At 36.1% G+C, this 23570-nt stretch carries 16 protein-coding genes, 2 pseudogenes and 1 riboswitch; of the genes and pseudogenes, 17 read left to right on the top strand and 1 reads right to left on the bottom strand.

All coding sequences use genetic code 11. The features are described 5' to 3' along the window. Positions 1 to 92 precede the first annotated feature (92 nt). The 6 genes from QWZ06_RS24615 (at position 93) to pckA (ending at position 9213) form a co-directional block, all read left to right on the top strand. On the top strand, positions 93 to 2030 hold the full coding sequence (locus QWZ06_RS24615) for a putative porin (RefSeq protein ID WP_290301760.1): 1938 nt from the start codon (positions 93 to 95) through the stop codon (positions 2028 to 2030). A gap of 14 nt (positions 2031 to 2044) precedes the next feature. Then, a complete protein-coding gene (gene bshC / locus QWZ06_RS24610; RefSeq protein ID WP_290301759.1) occupies positions 2045 to 3631 on the top strand; it encodes a bacillithiol biosynthesis cysteine-adding enzyme BshC in 1587 nt (528 codons plus the stop codon). Positions 3632 to 3669: 38 nt separating this feature from the next. Continuing rightward, positions 3670 to 5607, top strand: coding sequence for a LysM peptidoglycan-binding domain-containing protein (locus tag QWZ06_RS24605; protein ID WP_290301758.1), 1938 nt, complete (start codon positions 3670 to 3672; stop codon positions 5605 to 5607). Positions 5608 to 5677: 70 nt separating this feature from the next. Next, positions 5678 to 6553, top strand: coding sequence for an ACP S-malonyltransferase (gene fabD, locus QWZ06_RS24600; protein WP_290301757.1), 876 nt, complete (start codon positions 5678 to 5680; stop codon positions 6551 to 6553). Between the two features lie 10 nt (positions 6554 to 6563). After that, positions 6564 to 7469 (top strand): GYDIA family GHMP kinase, encoded by a 906-nt coding sequence (locus QWZ06_RS24595; RefSeq protein ID WP_290301756.1) that lies wholly within the window; start codon positions 6564 to 6566, stop codon positions 7467 to 7469. A 127-nt stretch (positions 7470 to 7596) separates the two neighbouring features. Beyond that, on the top strand, positions 7597 to 9213 hold the full coding sequence (gene pckA, locus QWZ06_RS24590) for a phosphoenolpyruvate carboxykinase (ATP) (protein WP_290301755.1): 1617 nt from the start codon (positions 7597 to 7599) through the stop codon (positions 9211 to 9213). A 188-nt stretch (positions 9214 to 9401) separates the two neighbouring features. Here the strand turns inward: pckA and QWZ06_RS24585 are convergent, their stop codons facing one another. After that, positions 9402 to 9809 carry a type II 3-dehydroquinate dehydratase gene (locus QWZ06_RS24585; RefSeq protein WP_290301754.1) on the bottom strand — a complete coding sequence of 136 codons (408 nt, stop codon included), beginning with the start codon at positions 9807 to 9809 and terminating at the stop codon, positions 9402 to 9404. A 242-nt stretch (positions 9810 to 10051) separates the two neighbouring features. Then, positions 10052 to 10148, top strand: a riboswitch (SAM riboswitch). A gap of 83 nt (positions 10149 to 10231) precedes the next feature. Between QWZ06_RS24585 and QWZ06_RS24580 the strand changes: the two genes are divergently transcribed. The 11 genes and pseudogenes from QWZ06_RS24580 to QWZ06_RS24530 all read left to right on the top strand — a co-directional run bounded on the left by QWZ06_RS24580 (position 10232) and on the right by QWZ06_RS24530 (position 23553). After that, positions 10232 to 11365 carry a TonB-dependent receptor plug domain-containing protein gene (locus QWZ06_RS24580; RefSeq protein ID WP_290301753.1) on the top strand — a complete coding sequence of 378 codons (1134 nt, stop codon included), beginning with the start codon at positions 10232 to 10234 and terminating at the stop codon, positions 11363 to 11365. An 86-nt stretch (positions 11366 to 11451) separates the two neighbouring features. After that, entirely contained in the window at positions 11452 to 11625 is a 174-nt protein-coding gene (locus QWZ06_RS24575) for a hypothetical protein (RefSeq protein ID WP_290301752.1), read from the top strand. Between the two features lie 83 nt (positions 11626 to 11708). Beyond that, on the top strand, positions 11709 to 12566 hold the full coding sequence (locus QWZ06_RS24570; protein ID WP_353960033.1) for a SusC/RagA family TonB-linked outer membrane protein: 858 nt from the start codon (positions 11709 to 11711) through the stop codon (positions 12564 to 12566). 229 nt (positions 12567 to 12795) lie between these two features. Next, the gene (locus QWZ06_RS24565) at positions 12796 to 12972 is read left to right on the top strand and encodes a hypothetical protein (protein WP_290301751.1); all 177 of its coding nucleotides are present in this window, start codon (positions 12796 to 12798) and stop codon (positions 12970 to 12972) included. 52 nt (positions 12973 to 13024) lie between these two features. Beyond that, positions 13025 to 13177, top strand: a complete 153-nt coding sequence (locus QWZ06_RS24560; RefSeq protein ID WP_290301750.1) for a hypothetical protein — start codon at positions 13025 to 13027, stop codon at positions 13175 to 13177. Positions 13178 to 13194: 17 nt separating this feature from the next. Continuing rightward, positions 13195 to 14688 carry a RagB/SusD family nutrient uptake outer membrane protein gene (locus QWZ06_RS24555; RefSeq protein WP_290301749.1) on the top strand — a complete coding sequence of 498 codons (1494 nt, stop codon included), beginning with the start codon at positions 13195 to 13197 and terminating at the stop codon, positions 14686 to 14688. Positions 14689 to 15359: 671 nt separating this feature from the next. After that, positions 15360 to 15683: a DUF6660 family protein gene (locus QWZ06_RS24550; RefSeq protein ID WP_290301748.1), complete on the top strand. Its 324-nt coding sequence runs from the start codon at positions 15360 to 15362 to the stop codon at positions 15681 to 15683. 136 nt (positions 15684 to 15819) lie between these two features. Beyond that, positions 15820 to 20179, top strand: a pseudogene (locus tag QWZ06_RS24545) (CusA/CzcA family heavy metal efflux RND transporter). A 46-nt stretch (positions 20180 to 20225) separates the two neighbouring features. Continuing rightward, on the top strand, positions 20226 to 21455 hold the full coding sequence (locus QWZ06_RS24540) for an efflux RND transporter periplasmic adaptor subunit (RefSeq protein ID WP_290301747.1): 1230 nt from the start codon (positions 20226 to 20228) through the stop codon (positions 21453 to 21455). 301 nt (positions 21456 to 21756) lie between these two features. Next, on the top strand, positions 21757 to 22635 hold the full coding sequence (locus QWZ06_RS24535) for a bestrophin family protein (RefSeq protein ID WP_290301746.1): 879 nt from the start codon (positions 21757 to 21759) through the stop codon (positions 22633 to 22635). 14 nt (positions 22636 to 22649) lie between these two features. Next, positions 22650 to 23553, top strand: a pseudogene (locus QWZ06_RS24530) (cation diffusion facilitator family transporter). Positions 23554 to 23570 lie beyond the last annotated feature (17 nt).

The following is a 23570-nucleotide window of genomic DNA, read 5'->3' as shown; positions in this document are numbered from 1 at the left end:
TAATATTTAACATATTATATATAGAACCCCTGCATATAGCAGGGGTTTTTTATTTACTATTATTTCTTATTTTTGCTGTACAATAATGAATAATGAAGTATATCCTTTTCATAATCACTTTCTTCGGCTTCGCTGCCCATGCACAAGTTGTTACAACAGAAGAAGCTCAAAAAAATAAAAAGTCGGGAGACACTCTGGTCATAGATTCCGGAAAGAAAGATTCCTTGATAATTTTTAAACCTACCATCAATGATTATCTGTATCAAACTCAATTTTCAGAAAAGAAAGTTTTTGATACGGTAATGACTTTTGATAAAACTTATATCTTTTCACAATATAATAACAGAGACAACTTCGGAAGAATACAACCTGCCAATATTGGTTCGGGATTCAATCCGCTTGTATTTGAAGTGAATGCAGAACAGAACTTATCTTTATTACCTTCCAATAAATCTTATCTGATCTTGGGAGCAAATGATGTAAAGTACTATGATGTGAAAACACCTACTGCCACATTCATTTATCATAATGCGATGAGAAACGGAGCGGCACTAAATTCTACCTATACTCAAAATATCGGAAAAAGATTCAACTTTGCAATTGAATATATGGGACTTCGTTCACAAGGTCTTTACAGAAATTCATTAGCAGCGAACAATAATACCATATTCTCGGGACACTATGTTTCAAAAACTGGAAAGTATGAGCTTTTTGCGCACTACCTTCATCAGAATGTCAACAATCAGGAAAGTGGTGGAATTACTGAAGATAATCTATTCCAAAGTGGAGACAGTAACTATAAGAATAGACAAAATGCACAGGTGAATTTATCTTCCACAAGTTCACAATTTGCCTATAGAAGATATTATCTGAGTCATCAGTTTACCCCTTTCGATGCTGAAAAATTTCCTTTCAGTATCAGACATACAATTTCTCATCAAGGGAATAAATATTACTATAACCAAGATGCGCTAGAAACATATTGGTATAAGGCTCCTACAGAGTTAGTGAATGGAATGCCTTGGACAACGAAAAAGTATTCAAGCAATCTGAGTAATACTTTGAGTTTGGTTTTTAATAATGAAAAATTCAAATTAGATGCAGGGGTTCGCTATCAGATGATTAAATTTGGGATAAGAGATATGGTTGTTCTTAATAACGTTCCTATTCCTGGTGAGCTTAAAGAAAGCAGAATTGGAGCCGTAGGGAATTTAGAGGTGAAACTTTGGGATAAAGTACAGTTGAATTCATTCCTTGAGTTCTCCAACGGAAGCGAGTTTAAAAGTTATTTAAAAACGACCAATAATCTGAAGTTTGAGCCCATAAAAGACTACTTTGTGAATGCAAAAGTGAATTTCCAAAGTGCTTATCCATCATTCAACTATTTATTGAATACTTCAGTTTATAATAAATTTAATTATTATCTTGAAAATGCAAAGAATCAATCAGTGATGGAATTAGGTGGAAGTATCAATTTAAAATGGTTTAAAACAGAGCTTTTTGCCAACTACTTCAGAATTGATAACTATACTTATTTTGATAACAATGCTGCTCCTAAGCAGAGTGAAAACTCATTGAGTATTTCTCAGGTAGGAGGGGATGCTACTTTTAGCTATGGTAAATTCCATTTGAATACAAGACTGCAGTTCCAAAATGCATTAACCAATAAAGATCTTCTTCCAATGCCAAGCTTTGTGGGAAGAGCAAATTTCTTCTACCAAACGCAGGCATTTAAAAAAGCAGCAGAAATTCAGGCAGGACTTAAAGTATATTATTTCTCTAAATTTAACTCCAGAGAGTATTTTCCGGTTCTTAACGAATATGTTCTTCCTGGCACGAATTCATTCTCCATCGGAGGGCAGCCAATTGCTGATCTATATATTAATATGAAGGTGAAAAAAATGTTCTTTTTCATAGAAGGGCAACAGATAGGAACCTTTATTTCAAATAACAAAGCTTATGCATTTCCACATTATCCAGTGTATGATTTCAGATTGAATATTGGAATTTTGTGGTATTTGTTCAACTAAAAACTACATACAGGTTGAAAACAATTAACAAAATATCATTTAATGATATAGAAAGCATACCTCAATTAGTAAAAGATTTTTTGAATCAGAATATTGAGGGTTTTGAAGATAAAACATTTTCTGTAGAGCACTTCAGCCAGCAGATCCACTTAAAGAAAGATTCTTTCTCTTCAGAGCAGAGGAATATCTTGTTTAATGTATTTGATCAACAGTTATCAGATCTTAATCTTTCTTCAAAACAGAAAGATAATCTTGAAAATCTGAAGCAACCCAATACTTTTACCATTACAACAGGCCATCAACTGAATTTGTTTTCCGGTCCGGTTTTTTTTGTGTATAAAATTTTGCAAACCATTAAAACCTGCACCTATCTTAAAGAACATTTTCCGGATTTTAATTTTGTTCCGGTATATTGGATGGCATCAGAAGACCATGACTTTGCAGAGATCAATCACTTTAAGACAGAGAATAATTATTATGAAATCAATGAGAAATCCGGTGGCCCTGTGGGTAGGATTCAGATGAATGATAATTACTTTATCTCTGAATTTGAAAAAGAATTCAAAGATTCTGTTTTTGGAACAGAATTGATTTTAATGTTGAAAGAAGCCTATAAGATTGGAAATACTTTGACACAGGCTATCCAGATTTTGGTTAATCGTCTTTTTTCAGAATTTGGATTATTGATGCTGGATGGGGATTCGAAAGAGCTTAAAGAACAAATTAAAGAGGTCTTTAAAGATGAGCTGCTTCATTTTAGTTTACAGAAAAACTCAAAAGATAAAGTCAATTTCCTGACCGAGAAATATGGAAAAGTTCAGGTGAACCCTCGTGATATTAATCTTTTCTATCTTTCCGAAACAAGAGACAGAATTGATTTTAACGGGCAGAAATATATTGTTGTAGATACGAATATTCAATTCACAGAAGAAGAGATCATTGCAGAACTTGAAAACCATCCTGAAAAATTCAGTCCAAATGCATTAATGCGTCCTGTATATCAGGAAAAGGTAATGCCCAATCTTGCCTATATCGGAGGAAATGCTGAAATTATGTATTGGCTGGAGCTCAAAGACTATTTTTCAAAAATCAATATTCCTTTCCCTATTTTGATTCCAAGAAACTCTATGCTTTTCCTAAAAGAGAAAACATTGAAGAAAATTGAGAAACTGGAGCTTAACATAGGAGATTTTTTCCAGAATTTTACAGTAATTACCAATCAAAAGATTTTAAAAGATAATCCTATTTTAGAATTATTGGATAAGAAAGAAGATATACTGGTTAGTAATTTTGCTGAATTAAGAGCATCTGCTGAAACCACTGAGAAATCCTTTGGGAATATGGTAAAAGCAGAAGAAGTGAGACAGCTGAAATCATTTAAAAGGATGAAAAAACGTCTTCTTCATGCTGAAAAAATAAAGCAGAACGAATTGCTGGAAAGACTTGAAAATCTGTTTTTAGCTGTACACCCTTCTAAAACGTGGCAGGAAAGAGTTTTTAATTTTAGTGTATTCTTTTCGGATGAAGGCTATGCATGGCTTGAAAATTGTTTGGAAGAGATGGTGGTTCAAGATTCCAAATTAATAATTGTTGCCATTTAATTTTAAAGAAGTATTTTTGTAAATTATAATTATCGAATATGATAAAGAGGTTTTTTATTCTATCCAGTTTATGTATGGTTTTGGGAGTTTCAGCCCAAAAATCGCATACCGTTGTACAAGGTGATAATCCTTACAACATTGCAAAGAAGTATGGAATGACTGTAGATGAATTGCTGAAACTAAACCCTAAGCATAAAGATGGCAAGTTGGCTATTGGAGATGTTTTAACCGTAAAAACAGAAAAAGCAGTAACTCAGGTTGCTCCTAAAGCTGTTGTCCCTGAAAAAGTAGGTACGATTGCGGGAACTTCGGTTGGTAAAATTATTTTACAGCCTAAGCAAACCATCTATGGAATTACAAAACAATACAGAATCTCTGAAACAGACCTGAGAAAGCTGAACCCTGAATTGGATTCTCATATGAAAATTGGAGATGAGATCACATTACCTCTTGCCAGCATCAAAAAATATGGTGGTGATCAGCCCATTGTAACAGCCACAAAACCTGTAGAAGCTCCTGTAGAAAAAACAGAAACTATTACAGCTACAGCTGCATTAGAAGGCGAAAATTATGTGATACAGGCGAAAGATAATTATTACAGAATTACAAAACAGTTTGGAATCAGCCAACAGGATCTTTATACCCTAAATCCAGGATTGGAAGAAAAAGGTTTAAAACCTGGTGATACCATCAAAATAAAAAGATCAAATACAGAACCTGTAGCTGAACCAGTCAATTCGAAAACGAAAATGGATTCAGGGAATGAGAAATCTTCAACAGTTTCTAATAATGTAGTAGTTGGTGATGACTATGTTACCTATACTGTTCAGCAAGGAGATACTGTATTCTCAATTGTGAATAAGTTTGGAGTAAGTATCGATGAATTAATCGCTCTTAACCCCGATCTTTCCAAAGGATTGAAATCAGGAATGGTTTTAAAAATCAAAAAGCAGGATCCGGTATACGTTAAGAAAAGCGGTGATGCACTAAGTGTGGTATTGATGCTTCCTTTCGGATACAGTACTAATGAAACACAGTACAGAGGAATGGCTCTTGACTTTTTAACGGGAGCTAAGCTTGCTATTGAAAGAAACGCAAGAGGAGGGCAAAAACTGGATATCAAAATTGTAGATTCTGGAAATGAAGCTTCTTTCAAAAACTCTTTAACACAGATTAATCCGGAAAATACAGATCTTATTATTGGGCCATTCTTTAAGTCCAATGTAATTGATGTACTAGATTTTACTAAAAATCAAAAAATTCCTGTCGTAGCACCATTTGCTAATACACCGGAATTATACAACTATAATAATTTGATTATTGTTGAAACGAATAATCAGACCTATGCAGATAAAATTGTAGAAGAAGTAAAAGCAGTTTATTCAGATCAAAAAATATATGTAGTAGCTGACGCTAAAAAAGAAAATGCAAACTACATCAAATCAGGGCTTGAAAAAGCAGTGAAAAATCCTAATATCGTTATTGTGAATTCTCCGGCAGAAATTCAATTAGATCAAAATATGATGACAGGACAATCTGCTCCGGTTATCGCTGTTTTAGCCAATGATGAAATGGGAGAAACTTTTGCCAACAGAATGATTGCTATTTCTAAAGAAGTACATGGGGTAAAGGCATTTAGTATGTTCTACTCTCCGGTTTTCGAAAAGAAAGTAGACGACTTGAGCCAGGCAAGCCTGGTATATCTGATGGACAGAAAGATCAATACAGATGGTAATTTTGAAAAAGAGATTCTAGCCGCTTACAAGAGCAAATATTGCAAGACTCCTCCAAAATATGCGATCGTAGGTTTTGATGTTGTTAATGATATGTTGACAAGAGAAAATAAAAAAGGAGAAATTTTCAAACAAATGAATAAGGTGCAGACTCAGCTTGCCACCAAATTTGAGTTTGTAAAATCTAAAGCCAACGGAGCTTATGTAAACACGGGTTACAGAGTAATTAGGTTGGTACCTTAAATGATTTATCTTCGTTTAAAAGAATATTGTTAACATTATAGTTATATTTGCATAATATTTAATTCAATACATGAAAGCACTTGTATTTCCAGGGCAGGGTTCTCAGTTCGTAGGAATGGGACAAGAATTGTATGATTCTAGAAAAGATATTAAAGATCTGATGGAATCTGCCAATGAAATTTTAGGTTTCGACATTCTTTCCATTATGTTTAACGGAACGGATGCGGATCTTAAAAAAACAGAGGTTACCCAGCCTTCAATTTTTATACATTCAGTAGCAGCATTAAAAGCAGTAAACGGTCTTGGAGCTGAAATGGTAGCAGGGCACTCTTTAGGAGAGTTCTCAGCATTAGTAGCTAACGGCGTTTTATCTTTTGATGATGGCTTGAAATTGGTTTCTGAAAGAGCTAAAGCGATGCAGGAAGCTTGTGATGCAAATCCAAGTTCAATGGCAGCTATTCTAGGTCTAGAAGATGCTAAGGTTGAAGAAATCTGTGCGCAGATCAATGGTATCGTGGTTCCGGCAAACTATAACTGCCCAGGTCAATTGGTCATCTCAGGTGAAACTTCTGCAGTAGAAGAAGCTTGTGTAAGATTAAAAGAAGCTGGAGCAAAAAGAGCTTTATTGTTACCTGTAAACGGAGCTTTCCATTCACCATTGATGCAGCCCGCTCAGGAAAGATTAGCTGCTGCTATCGAAAATACGAAATTCAGAAAAGCTACTATTCCTGTATACCAGAATATTACCACTACAGCAGTTACAAATCCTGATGAGATCAAACAAAATCTTATCGATCAGCTTACTGGACCCGTAAAATGGACTCAGTCTGTACAGAATATGATTAAAGATGGTGCCTCTAACTTCATAGAAGTAGGGCCAGGAAAAACTCTTCAAGGATTGATCAAAAAAATTGACAGTTCAGTAGATTCTGCTTCTGCCATCTAATTAATACAATATGAACGCGATATTTTCACCGGGCAAGCTTATGCTTACTTCAGAATATTTCGCAATCGATGGAGCTCTTGTCTTAGCGGTACCAACCAAGCTGGGACAAGAGTTTTTCTTTGAAGAGAAAGATGATAGCCAATCTTTGATTCTCTGGGAAGCCCTCCATCAAAACAAACCTTGGTTAAAAGCTGTCATTGATTATGAAAATTGGCAGATTCTCGAAACCAATATTCCATCAAGCGCTGAATTCATTTTAAAGACATTAAAGAATGTTCAGCAGCTTTCTGCTACAAAATTCAAAAACGATTATACTTACCTTTTAAAAACTAATCTCCAGTTTCCCGCTGATTTTGGGCTAGGAAGCAGTTCTACTTTAATGAACAATCTTGCAGAGTGGGCGCAAATAGATCCTTTTCATTTAAATACAATCAGTTTAGGGGGCAGCGGTTATGATATTGCTGTCGCAAAAGAGAAATCTGCCGTTCTTTTTCAGAGCAAACCTGAGATTAAATATGAGAAAGCAGATTTTAATCCATCTTTTAAAAATGAATTGATCTTTATCCACTTAAATCAGAAACAAGATAGCAGGGAAGGAATCAATCTTTATAAATCGAAAAAGAAGTCTCAGGAATTGGTGGATGAATTTTCAGAAATCACAAAGAAAATTTTATTATGCAATGAATTGGAAACTTTTTCTGAATTAATGATGATTCATGAACGTAAAATCTCCGATTTTATTGAAATTCCTACAGTTAAAGAAAAAATGTTCTCAGATTGTCCTGTATTTGTCAAAAGTTTGGGCGCTTGGGGCGGAGATTTTGTGATGAGTGCCAAATTTGGGGGCTTCAAAGACTATTTTTGGGAGAAAGATTTTACAACTATTTTTGAATGGTCAAATTTAATTGATTTATAATCAATATTTTACAGGTCTGTTTTTTTATTTGTCATTCTGACTTATATCAGTATATTTAAACCACCTTTAACAAATAATTAATATTATTTTTGTTGAAGTCAATAAAGAAATAGAAAATATAAGTAAAATGAAAAACACTAAAATCATCCAGGATTTAGAGAAATTAGGGATTAAAGGAAACTATGAAGTAGTGTGTAATCCTTCTTATGAAGAATTATATCAGGCTGAAGTTTCTCCTGAAAATCAGGGGTTTGAGAAAGCGGAACTTACGGAATCGGGCGCGGTATCAGTAAAAACAGGAATTTTCACAGGTCGTTCACCTAAAGACAGATATATTGTTCAGGATGATGTTACAAGAGATACAATTTTCTGGGATGGTAAAGTAAACTTACCAACAACGTCGGAAATTTTCGGGTCTTGTAAAGAACTAGTGATGACTCAGCTTTCAGAAGCTAAGAAAATTTATGTAGTAGATGCTTTCTGTGGAACAAATGCAGATACAAGACTTAAAGTAAGATTTATCATGGAAGTAGCATGGCAGGCGCATTTTGTTACCAACATGTTTATCCGTCCTTCTCACTATGAGCTTGAAAACTTTGGCGAACCAGATTTCACAGTAATCAACGGTTCCAAAACAACAAATCCTAACTGGGAAGCTCAAGGATTGAATTCTGAAAACTTTGTCATGTTCAACCTTACTGAAAAACTTCAAATCATTGGTGGTACTTGGTATGGCGGTGAGATGAAGAAAGGTATGTTTGCAATGATGAACTATTACCTTCCATTAAAAGGTATGGCTTCTATGCACTGTTCTGCAAACGTAGGTGAGAAAGGTGATGTAGCTTTATTCTTTGGTCTTTCAGGAACAGGAAAAACTACGTTGTCAGCAGATCCGAAAAGGTACCTTATCGGTGATGACGAGCACGGATGGGATAATAACGGAGTATTCAACTATGAAGGAGGATGCTACGCTAAAGTAATCGACCTATCAGAAGAAAAAGAACCGGATATCTTCAGAGCGATCAAAAGAGATGCACTTCTTGAAAACGTTGTAGTGAACAATGGACAAGCAGATTATACTGACGGGTCTATCACTGAAAACACAAGAGTTTCTTATCCAATCTATCATATCAACAAAATTGTATTACCATCTAAGGCTGGTCATGCGAAGAAAATCGTTTATCTTTCAGCAGATGCATTCGGAGTACTTCCTCCGGTTTCTATCCTGAACGAAGATCAGGCTCAATACCACTTCCTTTGCGGTTATACTTCTAAATTAGCAGGGACTGAAAGAGGAATTACTGAACCTCAGCCATCTTTCTCTCCGGCATTTGGAGAAGCGTTCCTTACATTACACCCAACAATGTATTCTAAAACATTGATCGGAAAAATGAAAGAACACGGAGCTAAAGCTTATTTAGTAAATACAGGATGGAATGGTACTGGTAAGAGAATTTCTCTAAAAGATACAAGAGCAATCATTGATGCAATCATTGACGGATCTATCGATAACGCTCCTAAAACTCAGGTTCCAATCATGAACCTTGAGATTCCTACTGAACTTCCAAACGTTTCTACAGGTATCCTTGATCCTAGAGATACGTACGAAAATACTTCAGAATGGGAAGAAAAAGCAAAAGATCTTGCTTCAAGATATATCAAAAACTTCGAACAGTATTGCGGTACTGAAGAAGGGAAGAGACTAATCCCTTCAGGACCTCAATTGCAAGAGCAAACTATCTAATCAGATAAAGTACAAATAGAAAGCCTCATCATTGATGAGGCTTTTTTATTTTTACTCTCGCTGATTAAGCTGATTTTACAGATGTTTGGGGAAAAATATGAAACCCTATAAAAATAAGATCTGCGTAATCTGCTAAATCTGCGAGCAAAATATTTATATATTATAAAATCTGAAGATTCATGATTTGATTATTTCAAACTCAGGATTGCCAATCTGTATCCATCCATCCCAAATCCGGATAAAACGGCATCGGTATTGGCTGCTGTAACGGATTTCTGTCTGAATTCCTCCCTTTTATAAATATTGCTGATATGAACTTCTATTTTTGGCTTTCTAATATTCTTCAGACAGTCAGCGATCGCATAAGAATAATGGGTAAAAGCCCCTGGATTAATTACAACAGCATCAAAATCATCTTCCTGAAGCCTGTTGATCAGTTCGCCTTCAATATTGGATTGATAATAACTTAATTCATGAGTGTGAAACTCAGATTTTAAGTTTTCCAGATATGTTTCCATAGAAATATTTCCGTAGATCTCAGGTTCCCGGGTTCCTAAAAGATTTAGGTTTGGCCCATTTATAATCAAAACTTTCATTCTATAAAATTAAAAAGTTTTTTCAATTAAAGGTTAAAAACTTTAGAATCTCTTGTGTTTTTGTAATTATAGTATTGATAATGATATTTGTCATGTTTAATAAAATGATAATCGTTATAATTCCTTTTTGTGGAGGGTTTTAATAAAAACTTATGTTAATTTTTGAAAAATTATCATGAAAATCTATAAGTCTACTTGTTTTATAGACTAAAAGTTTATAGCTTTGCAACCATATTTCGATCGGCTTATAAAGAAAGATGGAGGGAACTGACCCTACGAAGTCTTGACAACCTGCATTGTGTAAGGTGTTACATTCAGCCTTTAAAGGAAAAATAAGCATTTGGTTTATCGTATTTATCGATGCCCTTTGCTGACTTTTCGGTAAAGGGCAAAATTTTAATATATGGTAAACAAAATTGATTATGATTAGTAAAAATTTATTCAATTCTAAAATTTGGATTCCGTCAGTTGCTGCCTTTTTTCTAGGGGTGGTAAGTGTAAACGGACAGAATTCCAAACCTAAAAAAGATACTCTTAGAGAAAAAGAAATTGATGAAGTGGTTGTAGTAGCCTATGGAAAGGCAAAAAGAAACAGCTATACCGGATCAGTAGCAACAATTTCCAGCGATAAAATCAATAACAGACCCGTAACCAATGTTACGAAAGCATTAGAAGGACAAGTTCCCGGAATTCAGGTTACGGGTGCTTCAGGGCAGCCTGGAGCTACCGCTACCATCCGAATCAGAGGAGTAGGCTCGGTAAGTGCTTCCAGTGAACCTCTATATGTTGTAGATGGAATTCCTTTTGATGGAAATATCAATGGAATCAGTCCTAATGATATAGAATCCATCAGTGTACTAAAAGATGCCACTGCAAGTGCTTTGTATGGTTCAAGAGGGGCAAACGGAATTATTATCGTTACTACAAAGTCTGGTAAAAAAGGTGAAGCAAGAGTCAACTTTAATATAAGTCAGGGATTCTCAGGCAGAGCAGTAAAAGACTATGAACAAGTAAATACTGATCAGTATTTCCAATTATACTGGGAGGCAATGAGAAACGGATATCAGTCTGGTTCAATTTCAGCTCAGCAGGCAGCGCAGATGGCGACGGATAATATTATTTCTAATTTAGGGATTAATCCTTATGGAGCTAATTATCCAAAACCAATAGGCACTGACGGAAAGTTATTACCGGGAGCAAGAGCTTTATGGAATGATGACTGGAGAGATGTTTTACAAAGAGTGGCTTCCAGAAATCAGGTAGATCTTGATATCAGTGGTGGAAGTGAGAAAAGCAATTATTTCTTTTCATTAGGATATTTGGACGATAAAGGAATGGCGATTGAGTCAGGGTTTAAAAGATATAATACAAGGTTAAAGATTAATTCAGAAGTTAAAAAGTGGCTGAATGTTGGGGTGAACCTAAGTTATACCAACAGTATTCAGCAGGCTCCGAGTTCTTCAGATTCTAAGGCAAGCAATATTATTCAGGCTGCGAGAGCGATTCCATCTTTCTATCCATACTTGAAAGAAATCCTGACGGTTCTTACGTATTAGACGCTGACGGAAACAAAGTATATGATTTTGGGAGATACAGACCTACGGCAGCACTTCAGAATCAGAATTTAGCGGCAAGCTTACCATTGGATAAGAATGAAAATAAGATTGATAACTTTTCAGGAAAAGGTTTTATGGAATTAACATTCCTTCCGGAATTGAAATTTAGATCAAGCTTTTCTGTTGATTTGGTGAACTATAATGAACATTATTATACGAATCCGCTTCTTGGCCAAGGAAAGAGACCGGAGGATCTGTAAGAAAGACCAATAGCAGAACGCTTTCCTATACCACCAGTAATATTCTTACCTATGATAAGAGGTTTGGCAGGCACCATATTAATGTGTTAGGTGGACATGAATTTTACAAATATGACTACCAGATTATTTCTGGAAGCAGACAAGGGTTTTCATTGCCTAATTACTATGAACCTGATGCCGCTTCTTTATTGGTAGATTTCGGAGGAAACAGTGATAAGTTAAGCTTATTAAGTTTCCTTGGAAAAGTGGAATATGACTTTGATAATAAATACTTCTTATCCGCATCAACAAGAGCAGATAGCTCTTCAAGATTTTCAAAAAATAACAGATGGGGAACATTTTGGTCTGTCGGCGGATCTTGGAAACTTTCAAACGAAGAGTTTGTTAAAAACCTGAATTTCTTTAATCTATTGACGTTGCGTGCAAGTTATGGTGGACAAGGAAATGACAAATTACAAAAGCCAAATGGTTCAGCTCTTTATTATGCTTACCAGGAATTATATAAAGATTCACCGCTTGCTGGTGAACCCGGAAAAACATTAGAAAAAGTAGGTACTCCTAATCTGATATGGGAAACGAACCTTAACCTGAATGTAGGGTTGGAGTTTGCGATTCTTAATAACAGGATTAAAGGTAATGTAGAGTATTTTGAAAGAAAAAGTAAAAACCTGTTGTTTAACGTACCGGTGGCTCCGTCCTTAGGAATTAGTGACTATCCGGCCAATGTAGGAACCATAAAGAATACTGGTTTTGAATTTTCATTGTTTACTACACCTATTAAAACGGAAGATTTCCAATGGAATGTCGATGTTAACCTAAGTACTTTAAATAATAAAATCACAAAATTACCTAACGGGCCACTTGTGATTGGAACGACTAAGCAATTGAATGTAGGAGGTTCTGTTTATGATTTTTTTACATTCAGGAATGGGCAGGGGTAGACCCAAGCAACGGAAAGCCATTATGGAAGACCATTACGAAAGATGCTAATGGAAACCAGGTAGAAGGAACAACATCCGAATATGCTAAAGCTACAAAAAAATATTGCAAGGTTCTGCTTTACCTAAGCTAACAGGAGGTGTGAGTACGAGTATCAATTATAAAAAGCTTTGATTTTTTTCAGCGCTGTTAACATTTAAAAATTGGTGGGAAGATTTTTGGATTCAGATTATGCTTCCATCTTACATAGCGGAAAACTTAGGCGGACGTGCATGGGGAACAGAAATGCTGAACAGATGGACTCCGGACAATCCTTATACAGATGTTCCTGCTTTAAAACACGAAAACCAACAACTGGACATCAACGTCTACAAGATTCCTTTATTCAGGGACGTATGCAAGACTTAAGAATGTAAGTTTAGGATATACGCTTCCATCTGATTATTTTGAAACATTAGGATTGAAAAAGTTCAGAATTTATGTTCAGGCAGAAAATCTTCTGACCTTCTATAAACATAAAGGAATGGATCCTGAGCAGGCATTGGATGGGACAACTTATTTCAGGTATCCGGCAATGAGAACGGTCACTTTTGGTCTTCAGGCAACTTTCTAACTTTTAAAATTTAAACAATGAAAAATTTAAAATATTTATCTTTTGCTTTAATAGGATTATGGTCGCTTACAAGCTGTGAGAGTGAAATGGATACCGCTCCTACAGATCAAGCTACCAGTGAAGAGGTTTTCAAAACAGCTGAAAGTGCGGAAACGGTAATCAACGGAACATGGGCAAAATTCAATAATGACGGGACTACTTTTGCGAATATTGGATATTCTACTGTTTTAAGAGCAAGTGATGCGATGGGAAGCGATGTAGCTGTATTAACTAATAAATATGGTTTCGCATCTACCTACGATTTTACGGAAATGGTGAATAGTACAGTTTCTCGCCCATTATTTATCTGGACAATGTTGTATTCCACCATCAATAATATGAATAATGTTATTGCGAAAATTGATGCAACGGAAGGAAGCCAGGCAAAAAAAGATCAGGTAAAAGGTCAGGCAAAAGCATTGCGTGCTTTCTGTTATCTGAATATTGCCAGCTTTTATCAATTCAGTTACCTTAAAGATAAGAGTGCGTTAACGGCTCCGATCTATATAGAGCCTTCAACAACAAGTAGTATAGCAAAGAAGAAATCCAGTCTTGAAGATATTTATACTTTGATTAAAAGTGATCTTACGGATGCAGATAATTTGTTAAAGAACTATACAAGAAATTATAAAGATAAGATCAACCGTAACGTTGTAAACGGTATCCTGGCAAGGGTTTATCTGAATACAGGAGAGTGGAGTAAAGCTGCTGTTGCGGCAAAAACGGCAAGAGAAGGTTTTCCTTTGATGGCTCCGGAAAAGTATAAAGATGGATTCAATGATATTAATAATGAAGAATGGATCTGGGGAAGCAGACAAACTCAGGAACAATCTGATGGGAGCTATGCTTTCCACTATCTGGATGTGTCTTCATCAGGAAGTTATTATTACAGCTTTATGGCAGATCCTTACTTTCAGAAATTGTTTGATACCAATGATATCAGAACTCAATTGTTCTCATGGGATAATCTTCCATCAAGAGAAGGGTTGTTGAGATATGCTAAATTTAAATTTAAGTCAACACTTATTGCAGATATTGTCTATATGAGAGCTGCTGAAATGTATCTGATTGAAGCAGAATCAGAAGCAAGAAATGGGAATGTAACTCAGGCAGTAACGGTTTTAAATCAATTAAGAGCTGCAAGAAAGGCTAACGCTTACACAGGTTCATTAACACAAAATGATGTAGTGAATGAAATCTTGATTGAAAGAAGAAAAGAATTATTTGGAGAAGGATTTTCTCTTTCAGATATTATCAGAACACAGGGAACAGTGGTGAGAAAACCATTTGTAGATACAGAAGGAAAGCCGATCAAAGTTCAGATTACAACCTCTAATGGAACGATAAAAACAGTAGATGGAAAAGGTCATACGGTTTTTGATTTTCCAAATAAGACTCAGTTTGTTCCGAACAGTTCTTATTATTTATTCAGTATTCCATTGAAGGAGATTGAAAATAACCCCAATTTATAATCTACAGTCCAATAATTAGATTTGATTTTTTAGCCACCGCTTTTGCGGTGGTTTTTTTGTATTGAATTGTTATACACCTTGAGAAAAAGTAATACAGATCCCACTTTCATCAAAGAGTCCATTTTCTGATAAAATAAAATCAAATTCTTTATCTGGAAATAGATGATAAAGTCTCATCTTCCAAAATTCCAGAATATATAGTCCTATCTTTTTCTGAGCTTCCGGTTCGTGAGATTTGATGTCTTCAGAAAAATAAAATACATCCGAGATAGAAAGATTATTTATATATTTTTCCCTTCCCTGCGGGGTATTGTCAAATCTGTTTTCTTCTTCCTGACCATATCCATTAAAATGTGAAAGTAAGTAGATATTGCTGTTAACCTGAACAAATCAGGACTCATTACCTTCATGACAAATAGTATTTGTTCGACGGTTAAAGTGTATCCAATGTATGCTAAGTCATATTCTAAATCGTTTCCTTCTATAGTTCCTTTGTGTATCATCGTGACCTTAAAAAAATATTTTCAAATATAGGTAACCGTTTTTCATAAGCAGCATTAATGAATACTTTAGATTGAAATATAATATTAAAATGGCATCTGTTTTGGAGAATGTAATAATTCAATCAAGAGGATTCACCCATTTTAGAAAAAAACTTTACCTTTGTAGCAATGAACCTGTTAAGATGGATACTGGCAATTTATTTCATGGCGTTATCACTGATGCCATGTGAAGACGTATCTCATCCATTAAATTCGGGCAACAAAAAAATTTCTTTAAGTATTTCTGAGACTCATTCTACTGACAAAGGAGATATTTGTTCACCATTATGTGCTTGCAGCTGTTGTCAGATGACGGTTTCAGCATTTAAAATGGATCCCTTATTGGAGATTCCGGAACAGATTCCTGCTTATTTTTCAAAGAAGATCTTATTTCATAAAAACGACTTTGCTTACCAGATATACGATCCTATCTGGCAGCCACCCAAGATTTAATTTTATTGACTGTTAGAAAGTTATGCTTTCTACGCCTGCGTGAAACTTTGCAATACCATTGCAGAGGTTTTCATGATATTTTTGCTGCAGTATTCTATACTGTACGCCTATATTTTCAATAAAATTCAATAAAATCGTGTTAGATAAAATCATAAATTCAGTATCAAGAACAAGGCTGTCATTGGTATTATGACCTTGGTGTTGGTTATTTGGGGAACATGGAGTGCAACCAAATTGCCTATAGATGCCGTACCGGATATTACCAACAATCAGGTTCAGATCATTACTGCATGTCCTACATTAGCAGGGCAGGAGGTAGAGCAATTGGTCACCTTTCCCATTGAACAAAGTATAGCCAATGTTCCGGATATTCAGGAAACAAGAAGTATTTCAAGATTCGGACTGTCTGTTATTACCGTAGTGTTCAAAGAAAATGTGGATGTTTACTTTGCCAGGCAGCTTATCAATGAACAGCTGAAAAATGCTGTGGAAGAAATTCCCAAAGGAGTTGGTACTCCTGAATTAGCGCCCGTAAGTACAGGTCTTGGTGAAGTATACCAATATATTCTTCACCCTAAAAAAGGAAGTGAAAAGAAATATAATGCCAAGGAACTGAGAACGATGCAGGACTGGATCGTTAGAAGACAGCTTAACGGAACTCCGGGAGTCGCTGAGATCAATAGTTTTGGAGGCGAATTAAAACAATATGAAGTGGCTATTGATCCCAACCGATTAAAGGCAATGGGAACAAGTATTACCGAAATATTTACAGCCCTTGAAAAAAATAATCAAAATACAGGAGGAGCTTATATTGATAAAAAGCCCAATGCTTACTTTATCCGTGGAATCGGACTGGTAACTTCCCTGGAAGATATTAAAAATATTGCCGTTAAAAATGAAACCGGAAGCGTTCCAATTTTCATCAAAGACGTTGCTGATGTTCGTTTTGGAAGCGCAATGCGTTATGGGGCTTTAACCTATGATGGAAAAGTGGATGCTGTAGGTGGAGTAGTGATGATGCTTAAGGGAGCAAACAGTAATGAAGTGGTGAGCAATATCAAAGCGAAATTCCTACCATTCAGAAGTCATTGCCTGATGATGTGGTGATAGAGCCGTTTTTAGACAGAACAGATTTGGTAGACAGAGCAATCAATACTGTTGAAAAGAACCTGATCGAAGGAGCTCTGATCGTTATTTTCGTCCTTGTCGTTTTCCTTGGAAACCTTAGAGCTGGGCTTATTGTGGCGTCAGCCATTCCGCTTTCCTTGTTATTTGCTTTAGGAATGATGAATGTTTTTGGAGTAAGTGCCAACCTGATGAGTCTTGGAGCTATAGACTTTGGATTAATTGTAGATGGAGCAGTCATCATTGTTGAGGCAACACTCCATCATTTAGGTGTAAGAAAATCAATGCGGACTTTAACACAGTCTGAAATGGATGAAGAAGTATTCCTTTCTGCCTCAAAGATCAGAAGTAGTGCCGCTTTCGGGGAAATCATCATCCTGATTGTATATATCCCGATTCTTACTTTGGCTGGTGTAGAAGGAAAAATGTTTACCCCAATGGCAAAAACGGTTGGATTCGCCATTCTTGGAGCATTGATTCTTTCCCTGACTTACATTCCGATGATGAGTGCTTTATTCTTATCTAAAAAAGCATCACACAAAGAAACTTTCTCTGATAAGATGATGAATTATCTTCAGAAAATTTATCAGCCATTATTAAAGAAAGCCATTAAAGTAAAATATATTATTGTTTCAGCAACAGCCGCAGTTTTTTTGATTGCAGGATTTGTCTTCAAAAATATGGGGGGTGAATTTATTCCCCAATTGCAGGAAGGCGACTTTGCTTTCCACTGTATATTACCACAGGGAAGTTCACTCAGCCAAAGTATCGAAACCTCAATGCAGGCTTCCAGATTGATCAAACAATTTGATGAGGTGAAAATGGTTGTTGGAAAAACAGGATCTGCCGAAGTTCCTACAGACCCGATGCCGCCTGAAGCCACCGATATGATTGTAGTATTGAAACCACAAAGCGAATGGAAGACTAAAAAATCGTACAATGAGCTGGCGGATGAGATCAGTGAAAAACTGGAAACCATTCCCGGAGTGTTTTTTGAAAAAAACCAGCCTATTCAGATGCGTTTTAATGAATTGATGACAGGGATAAGACAGGATGTTGCCGTAAAGATATTTGGAGAAAACCTGGATTCATTGGCGGTGTATGCTGATAAGGTTGGAAAGATCATTCAGACCGTGGATGGAGCAACGGCTCCTCAGATTGAAAGGGTAAGCGGCCTTCCGCAGATCAACGTACAATATGACAGAACAAGAATTGCCAATTACGGGTTAAATATAGAAGATGTCAACAATGCGGTAAGTACAGCCTTTGCAGGAAAATCTGCCGGACAGGTTTTTGAAAACGAAAGACGCTTTGACTTGGTAGTTCGTTTAGACAGTCTTCACAGAACTGATATTTCTGATGTGAATAACCTGATGATCACCTCAGCTACAGGAGCTCAGATCCCGTTGTCACAGGTTGCGAATGTGAGTTATAAACTTGGTCCTGCACAGATCAGCCGTGAACAGGGAAAACGAAGAATCGTAATAGGATTCAATGTGAAAGGGCGTGATGTGGAAAGTGTGGTCAAAGATATTCAGACCAAATTGAATAAAGTGAAATTACCATCCGGATATTACTTTACCTATGGCGGACAGTTTGAAAATCTTCAGGAAGCCAGCAAGCGTCTGATGATTGCTGTTCCGGCTTCATTGCTGCTTATTTTTATGCTGTTGTATTTTACATTCAAATCATTCAAGCAAGCCGCCCTGATCTTTACAGCCATTCCGATGAGTGCTATTGGAGGAGTATTTGCGCTTGTTGTGAGAGATATGCCATTCAGTATCAGTGCCGGAATCGGATTTATTGCCCTCTTTGGGGTCGCGGTTCTTAACGGAATTGTACTGATCGGAACCTTCAATCAGCTTGAAAAAGAAGGCGAAAACGATATTTTAAAACGAGTTTTTGAAGGGACAAAAACCAGACTAAGACCTGTTCTGATGACCGCAACCGTAGCTTCCCTCGGATTTTTACCAATGGCCATTTCTACAGGAGCAGGAGCAGAAGTACAAAAGCCTTTGGCAACTGTAGTTATTGGTGGATTGGTAACGGCTACATTCCTTACATTATTTGTGCTGCCAATGTTATATATTATTTTTAATACAAAGATTTTGAAAAGAAAAAATAATAATATGCAATCATTTACCATCGTTCTTGTATTGGGATTAATGATGCTTGGACAGACTTTTAAAGCGCAGTCCAGACCTATTTCTGCTGAAGAAGCAGTGCAGATGGCAATCAATAATAATCTGACCTTACAATCAAAAGATTTAAGCATTAAGTCAGCAGAGGCTCTGCGTCCAACGGCTAAGGAGCTTCCCAAATTAAGTTTTGATGCCCAGCTGGGGCAATACAACAGTCCAAAATTTGACCAGTCTTTTGCCATTTCACAAAGTATTCCTTTCCCGACTTTATTTAAAGCCAGAAAAGAACTCATTAATGAAAATATTAAAAGCAAACAGATCGATAAAGAGATTACGACCAATGAATTGATAAAAGACGTTCGTACTTATTATTATCAGATTGAATACCTTCAGTACAATAAAGAAAAACTGACCAGTCTGGCTGGTTTTTATGAAGAATTTATCAGAATTGCAACGGTGAGATTTAAAGCAGGGGATATCAAAAAAATTGAGATCAATACTGCAGAAACTCAAAAAGGGGAAATTGATTTGCTATTGAGACAAAATGAAGTCTATCTGAACAATGCCTATAAAAATTTGAAAACCCTTCTGAATACTTCAGAGAATCTCGAAGTACCATTCAATACCAACTATGAACCTTTAAAAGCCGAAAATGTCTTAGACAGTATGGTTGTAGCCAATAATCCTACCGTAAAAGCTTTCTATCAGGAAATGGAAATAGCGGAGAAGAATAAAAAGGTTGAAAAAGCTACAGGGTTACCCGATTTTAGTTTGGGATATACCAACCAGTCATTGATAGGTCTTCACACCATCAACGGGCAGGAGAATTTTTATGGTTCGGGAAAACGTTTTCAGTCAGCAACAGTAGGTGTGGCCATTCCATTAACCTTTGGAGCTACAAAAGCCAGAATGCAGGCATTGGAATATGATAAACTGGTAGCAGAAACGAATGCGAAAATGCAAAAGAAACAGCTTACAGCCCAATTGGAAAATGCTTTCAATCAGTATCAGCAGGATATCCAACAATATGATTATTACACCAATCAGGCATTACCCAATGCTGAGAAAATTGTAAAAGCAGCTCAGTTAGGATATAAAACAGGAGAGATTTCCTATGTAGAATATCTTTTTGCTCTGCAAACGGCAACGAATATTCAGTTAAAATACCTGGAATCTATTCAGCAGGTGAACCAAGCTGTAGTAACCATTAATTCAATCATTAATAAATAATATGAAGTCGATTGTGTACGACCTTAGACTCAATAAAAATTCAAATATGAAACTCAAATATAACATCATAGCCCTTGTATTCATTTCTCTGTTCGCAGTAAGCTGTGGGAAAAAAGAAGCAGCCAAAGAAAAAGCTCCTGAAAAGACAGAGCAGAAAGAACAGGCACATGAAGAAGAACCGCAAACCATTGCTTCCCTAACGGAAGAACAAATGAAATCTGTAGGTGTTGCATTGGGATCGGTAGAAATGAAAGAACTGACCTCAACGATTAAAGCCAATGGTCTTTTGAGTGTTCCTAACAGCAATAAAGCAACCATCACTTCTTTGTACGGGGGAATTATTAAAACCATAAACATTCAGGTAGGAAGCATTGTAAAAAAAGGACAGGTAATTGCCACTATTGCCAACCCGGAATACATACAGCTTCAGGAGGATTATTTAACCACCAACAGCAGAATTACTTATGCTGAACAGGAATTCAGAAGACAAAGAGAGCTTTTTGATAATGATGCAGGGGCTAAAAAGAATCTTCAGAATGCTGATGCTGAATTGAAAACCCTAAAAACGAAAAGAGCCTCTCTTTTAAAGCAGCTTCAGATGATGGGAATCAATCCCGGAAATGTAAACAATGGTAATATGAGATCCGGTTTGGTCATTACAGCTCCAATCAGTGGTACCATTAGTGGAATCACTGCACAGATTGGAAGTTATGTGGATATTTCTTCTCCTGTGGCCACGGTAATTGATAACGGTTCTATTCACCTGGATCTTCAGGTGTTTGAAAAAGATCTTCCAAAAATGAGAGTAGGGCAGATTGTTCATTTCAAACTGACGAATAATCCTGAGACAGAATATGATGCCAAGATTTACAGTATTGGATCCTCTTTTGAAAACGAAAGTAAAACCATTTCAATGCACTGCGAAGTGATTGGAAATAAAACGGGATTGATTGATGGAATGAATATCACAGGGATCGTAAGCCTTGATAAAAGTGTTACACCTGCAGTTCCTACAGAAGCTATTGTAGAAGCAGACGGAAAATTCTATGTCTTTATTCAAACCGATAAAAAAGCAGAGGAAGAACATGATGAAAAAGGAAAACCTCATCCGAAAACTTTAAACTTCGAGAAAATAGAAATCGTGAAGGGAACTTCAGATATGGGCTATACTGCCATTACCCCTGTTGGGAATATTCCGGACAATGCTAAAATTGTAGTAAAAGGAGCCTTTTTTGTGAATGCTAAACTAGTAAATTCAGGAGAACACGAACACTAATGGAGGTGATTGGGATCAATAAAATGTCGATTTTTATACGTAAATTAGAACTGTTTACGGACTTATTATAAAAACCGACTGAGGAAAGTAAAGATTATCTTACAATGTCATTTGAATGTTTTTTTGAATAAAAATATCAGATGTTTTTGAACTATAAAATCTTTGATTTTCACCTTATGTGAACTTTATAAGGTTTCATTTTATACTTGCTTAAGTGAACTAAAGTGTTTAGAATAAAAGCTTTTGTGACTTTTGTGGTTAAAAAAATAATGTTTTTATACTATGTAATACATGACCTATTATGCTATTAAACAAAAAAATATCAGTCTGGTATTTCATCCGTGAAATAAAATCTCAAATTCTGTTTATAGGAATATTTGCGGTAGCCATCGGACTTTTGGATATGCTGCCATGGTTTCGGAAAATTTCACTTCCATTGAATATCCCTGCACTTTTAGGAACAGCAGTATCATTACTACTGGCATTCAGAACCTCCCAATCTTATGAAAGATGGTGGGAAGCAAGAACGGTTTGGGGTGCTATTGTGAATGATTCCAGAAGCTTTGTAAGACAGGTCATCCAGTTTTTACCCGCTGAAGATCATAAAACGGTTAGAGAATTTGCAGAACGGCAGATCATCTGGACTTATGCTTTGGGAGAATCATTGAGGAAATTACCTTTTTCAGATAAAGTTCAGAACTATTTGAATGAAAATCAAATCAAAGCTGTTAATATTCCCAATGCTCTTCTGGATGCACATTCAAAGCAACTTAAAGAAATTGGATCTTCAAAATTGACAGATTTTCAGCAAATGCAGTTGAATGATATGGTGACAAGACTTTGCGACAGCATGGGGAAATGTGAAAGATTAAAAAATACCGTTTTTCCAAGAGCTTACAGCATTCTGGTTCATACCTTAATCTATGTATTTGCAATAATACTTCCATTTGGACTGGATGATTCTCAGCTGATTGTAGAGATTCTCGTTACTTTCCTGGTTCCGATTGTATTCATTGCCATAGAAAAAACTTCCATTATGATGCAGGATCCATTTGAAAACAGACCTGTGGATACTCCGGTGACTTCTCTGGCTCAAACCATAGAAATCAATATCAGACAAATGATAGGAGAACAAAACGTGCCTTTGAAAAAAGAAAATACATCTTATTATGAAATGTAAATAAGCCATTAACTATGGAAAATACCCAAACACAAATACAAACTCCCTCCGCAGCAAGCAGACATAAAAAAAAACTTGCTGATCGTACTTTGCCTTAGCGGAACCTATCTTATTGCTGAGGTCATAGGCGGAATTGTAACTAACAGTCTTGCATTATTGGCAGATGCTGCTCACATGCTGACTGATGTAGTAGGACTCTTGCTGGCATTTATAGCCATAAAAATAGGCGAGAAAAAAGCAGATCCTTCCAGAACGTATGGATATTATCGTACCGAAATATTAGCAGCAGTTATCAATGCTGTCGTTTTGTTGGGAATTTCGATATATGTACTGTTTGAAGCGTATAAGCGATTTCAGAATCCGCCGGAAGTACAGAGTAAATCTATGTTGATTGTAGCAGGAATTGGGTTATTGGTCAATATTGTCGGGATGATGATTCTTAGAAAAGATTCAGAAGGAAGTTTGAATATGAAAGGCGCTTATTTTGAAGTACTTTCCGATATGCTGACTTCCGTAGGGGTAATGATTGCTGGTATTATTATGCTGACAACAGGCTGGTATTATGCCGATCCATTGATTTCAGCAGCGATTGGATTATTAATATTCCCTAGAACATGGAGACTGTTAAAAGAAGCAATCAATGTATTATTAGAAGGAACTCCGGCGGATGTGGATATTCATACATTAAGAAAATCATTGGAGCAGGTTCAGGGCGTGAAAAATGTGCATGATCTACATGTATGGTCACTGACTTCAAGTGTCAATGCGATGAGTGCTCACGTGGTTAAAGATAACGGAGTTTCCCAGAATCAATTGTTAAAAACACTGACAGATACCACTGTTGAAAATTTTAAAATAAACCATACAACATTTCAGATAGAGGAAGAAGGGTACGAAGAAAATGAAGTACATCTGTAATATTTTAAAAGACTAAA

Source organism: Chryseobacterium tructae (assembly GCF_030409875.1).
Classification (GTDB): Bacteria; Bacteroidota; Bacteroidia; order Flavobacteriales; family Weeksellaceae; genus Chryseobacterium; species Chryseobacterium tructae.
Note: the sequence above shows the minus strand (reverse complement) of the source record. Positions and strands in the feature narration are given on the sequence as shown.

Bases quoted from the DNA above. Each gene is read 5' to 3' on its own strand.
- QWZ06_RS24615 (WP_290301760.1), top strand. From the start codon at position 93: ATGAAGTATATCCTTTTCATAATCACTTTCTTCGGCTTCGCTGCCCAT.
- QWZ06_RS24605 (WP_290301758.1), top strand. From the start codon at position 3,670: ATGATAAAGAGGTTTTTTATTCTATCCAGTTTATGTATGGTTTTGGGA.
- fabD (WP_290301757.1), top strand. From the start codon at position 5,678: ATGAAAGCACTTGTATTTCCAGGGCAGGGTTCTCAGTTCGTAGGAATG.
- QWZ06_RS24595 (WP_290301756.1), top strand. From the start codon at position 6,564: ATGAACGCGATATTTTCACCGGGCAAGCTTATGCTTACTTCAGAATAT.
- pckA (WP_290301755.1), top strand. From the start codon at position 7,597: ATGAAAAACACTAAAATCATCCAGGATTTAGAGAAATTAGGGATTAAA.
- QWZ06_RS24585 (WP_290301754.1), bottom strand. From the start codon at position 9,809: ATGAAAGTTTTGATTATAAATGGGCCAAACCTAAATCTTTTAGGAACC.
- QWZ06_RS24580 (WP_290301753.1), top strand. From the start codon at position 10,232: ATGATTAGTAAAAATTTATTCAATTCTAAAATTTGGATTCCGTCAGTT.
- QWZ06_RS24565 (WP_290301751.1), top strand. From the start codon at position 12,796: ATGCTTCCATCTTACATAGCGGAAAACTTAGGCGGACGTGCATGGGGA.
- QWZ06_RS24555 (WP_290301749.1), top strand. From the start codon at position 13,195: ATGAAAAATTTAAAATATTTATCTTTTGCTTTAATAGGATTATGGTCG.
- QWZ06_RS24550 (WP_290301748.1), top strand. From the start codon at position 15,360: ATGAACCTGTTAAGATGGATACTGGCAATTTATTTCATGGCGTTATCA.
- QWZ06_RS24540 (WP_290301747.1), top strand. From the start codon at position 20,226: ATGAAACTCAAATATAACATCATAGCCCTTGTATTCATTTCTCTGTTC.
- QWZ06_RS24535 (WP_290301746.1), top strand. From the start codon at position 21,757: ATGCTATTAAACAAAAAAATATCAGTCTGGTATTTCATCCGTGAAATA.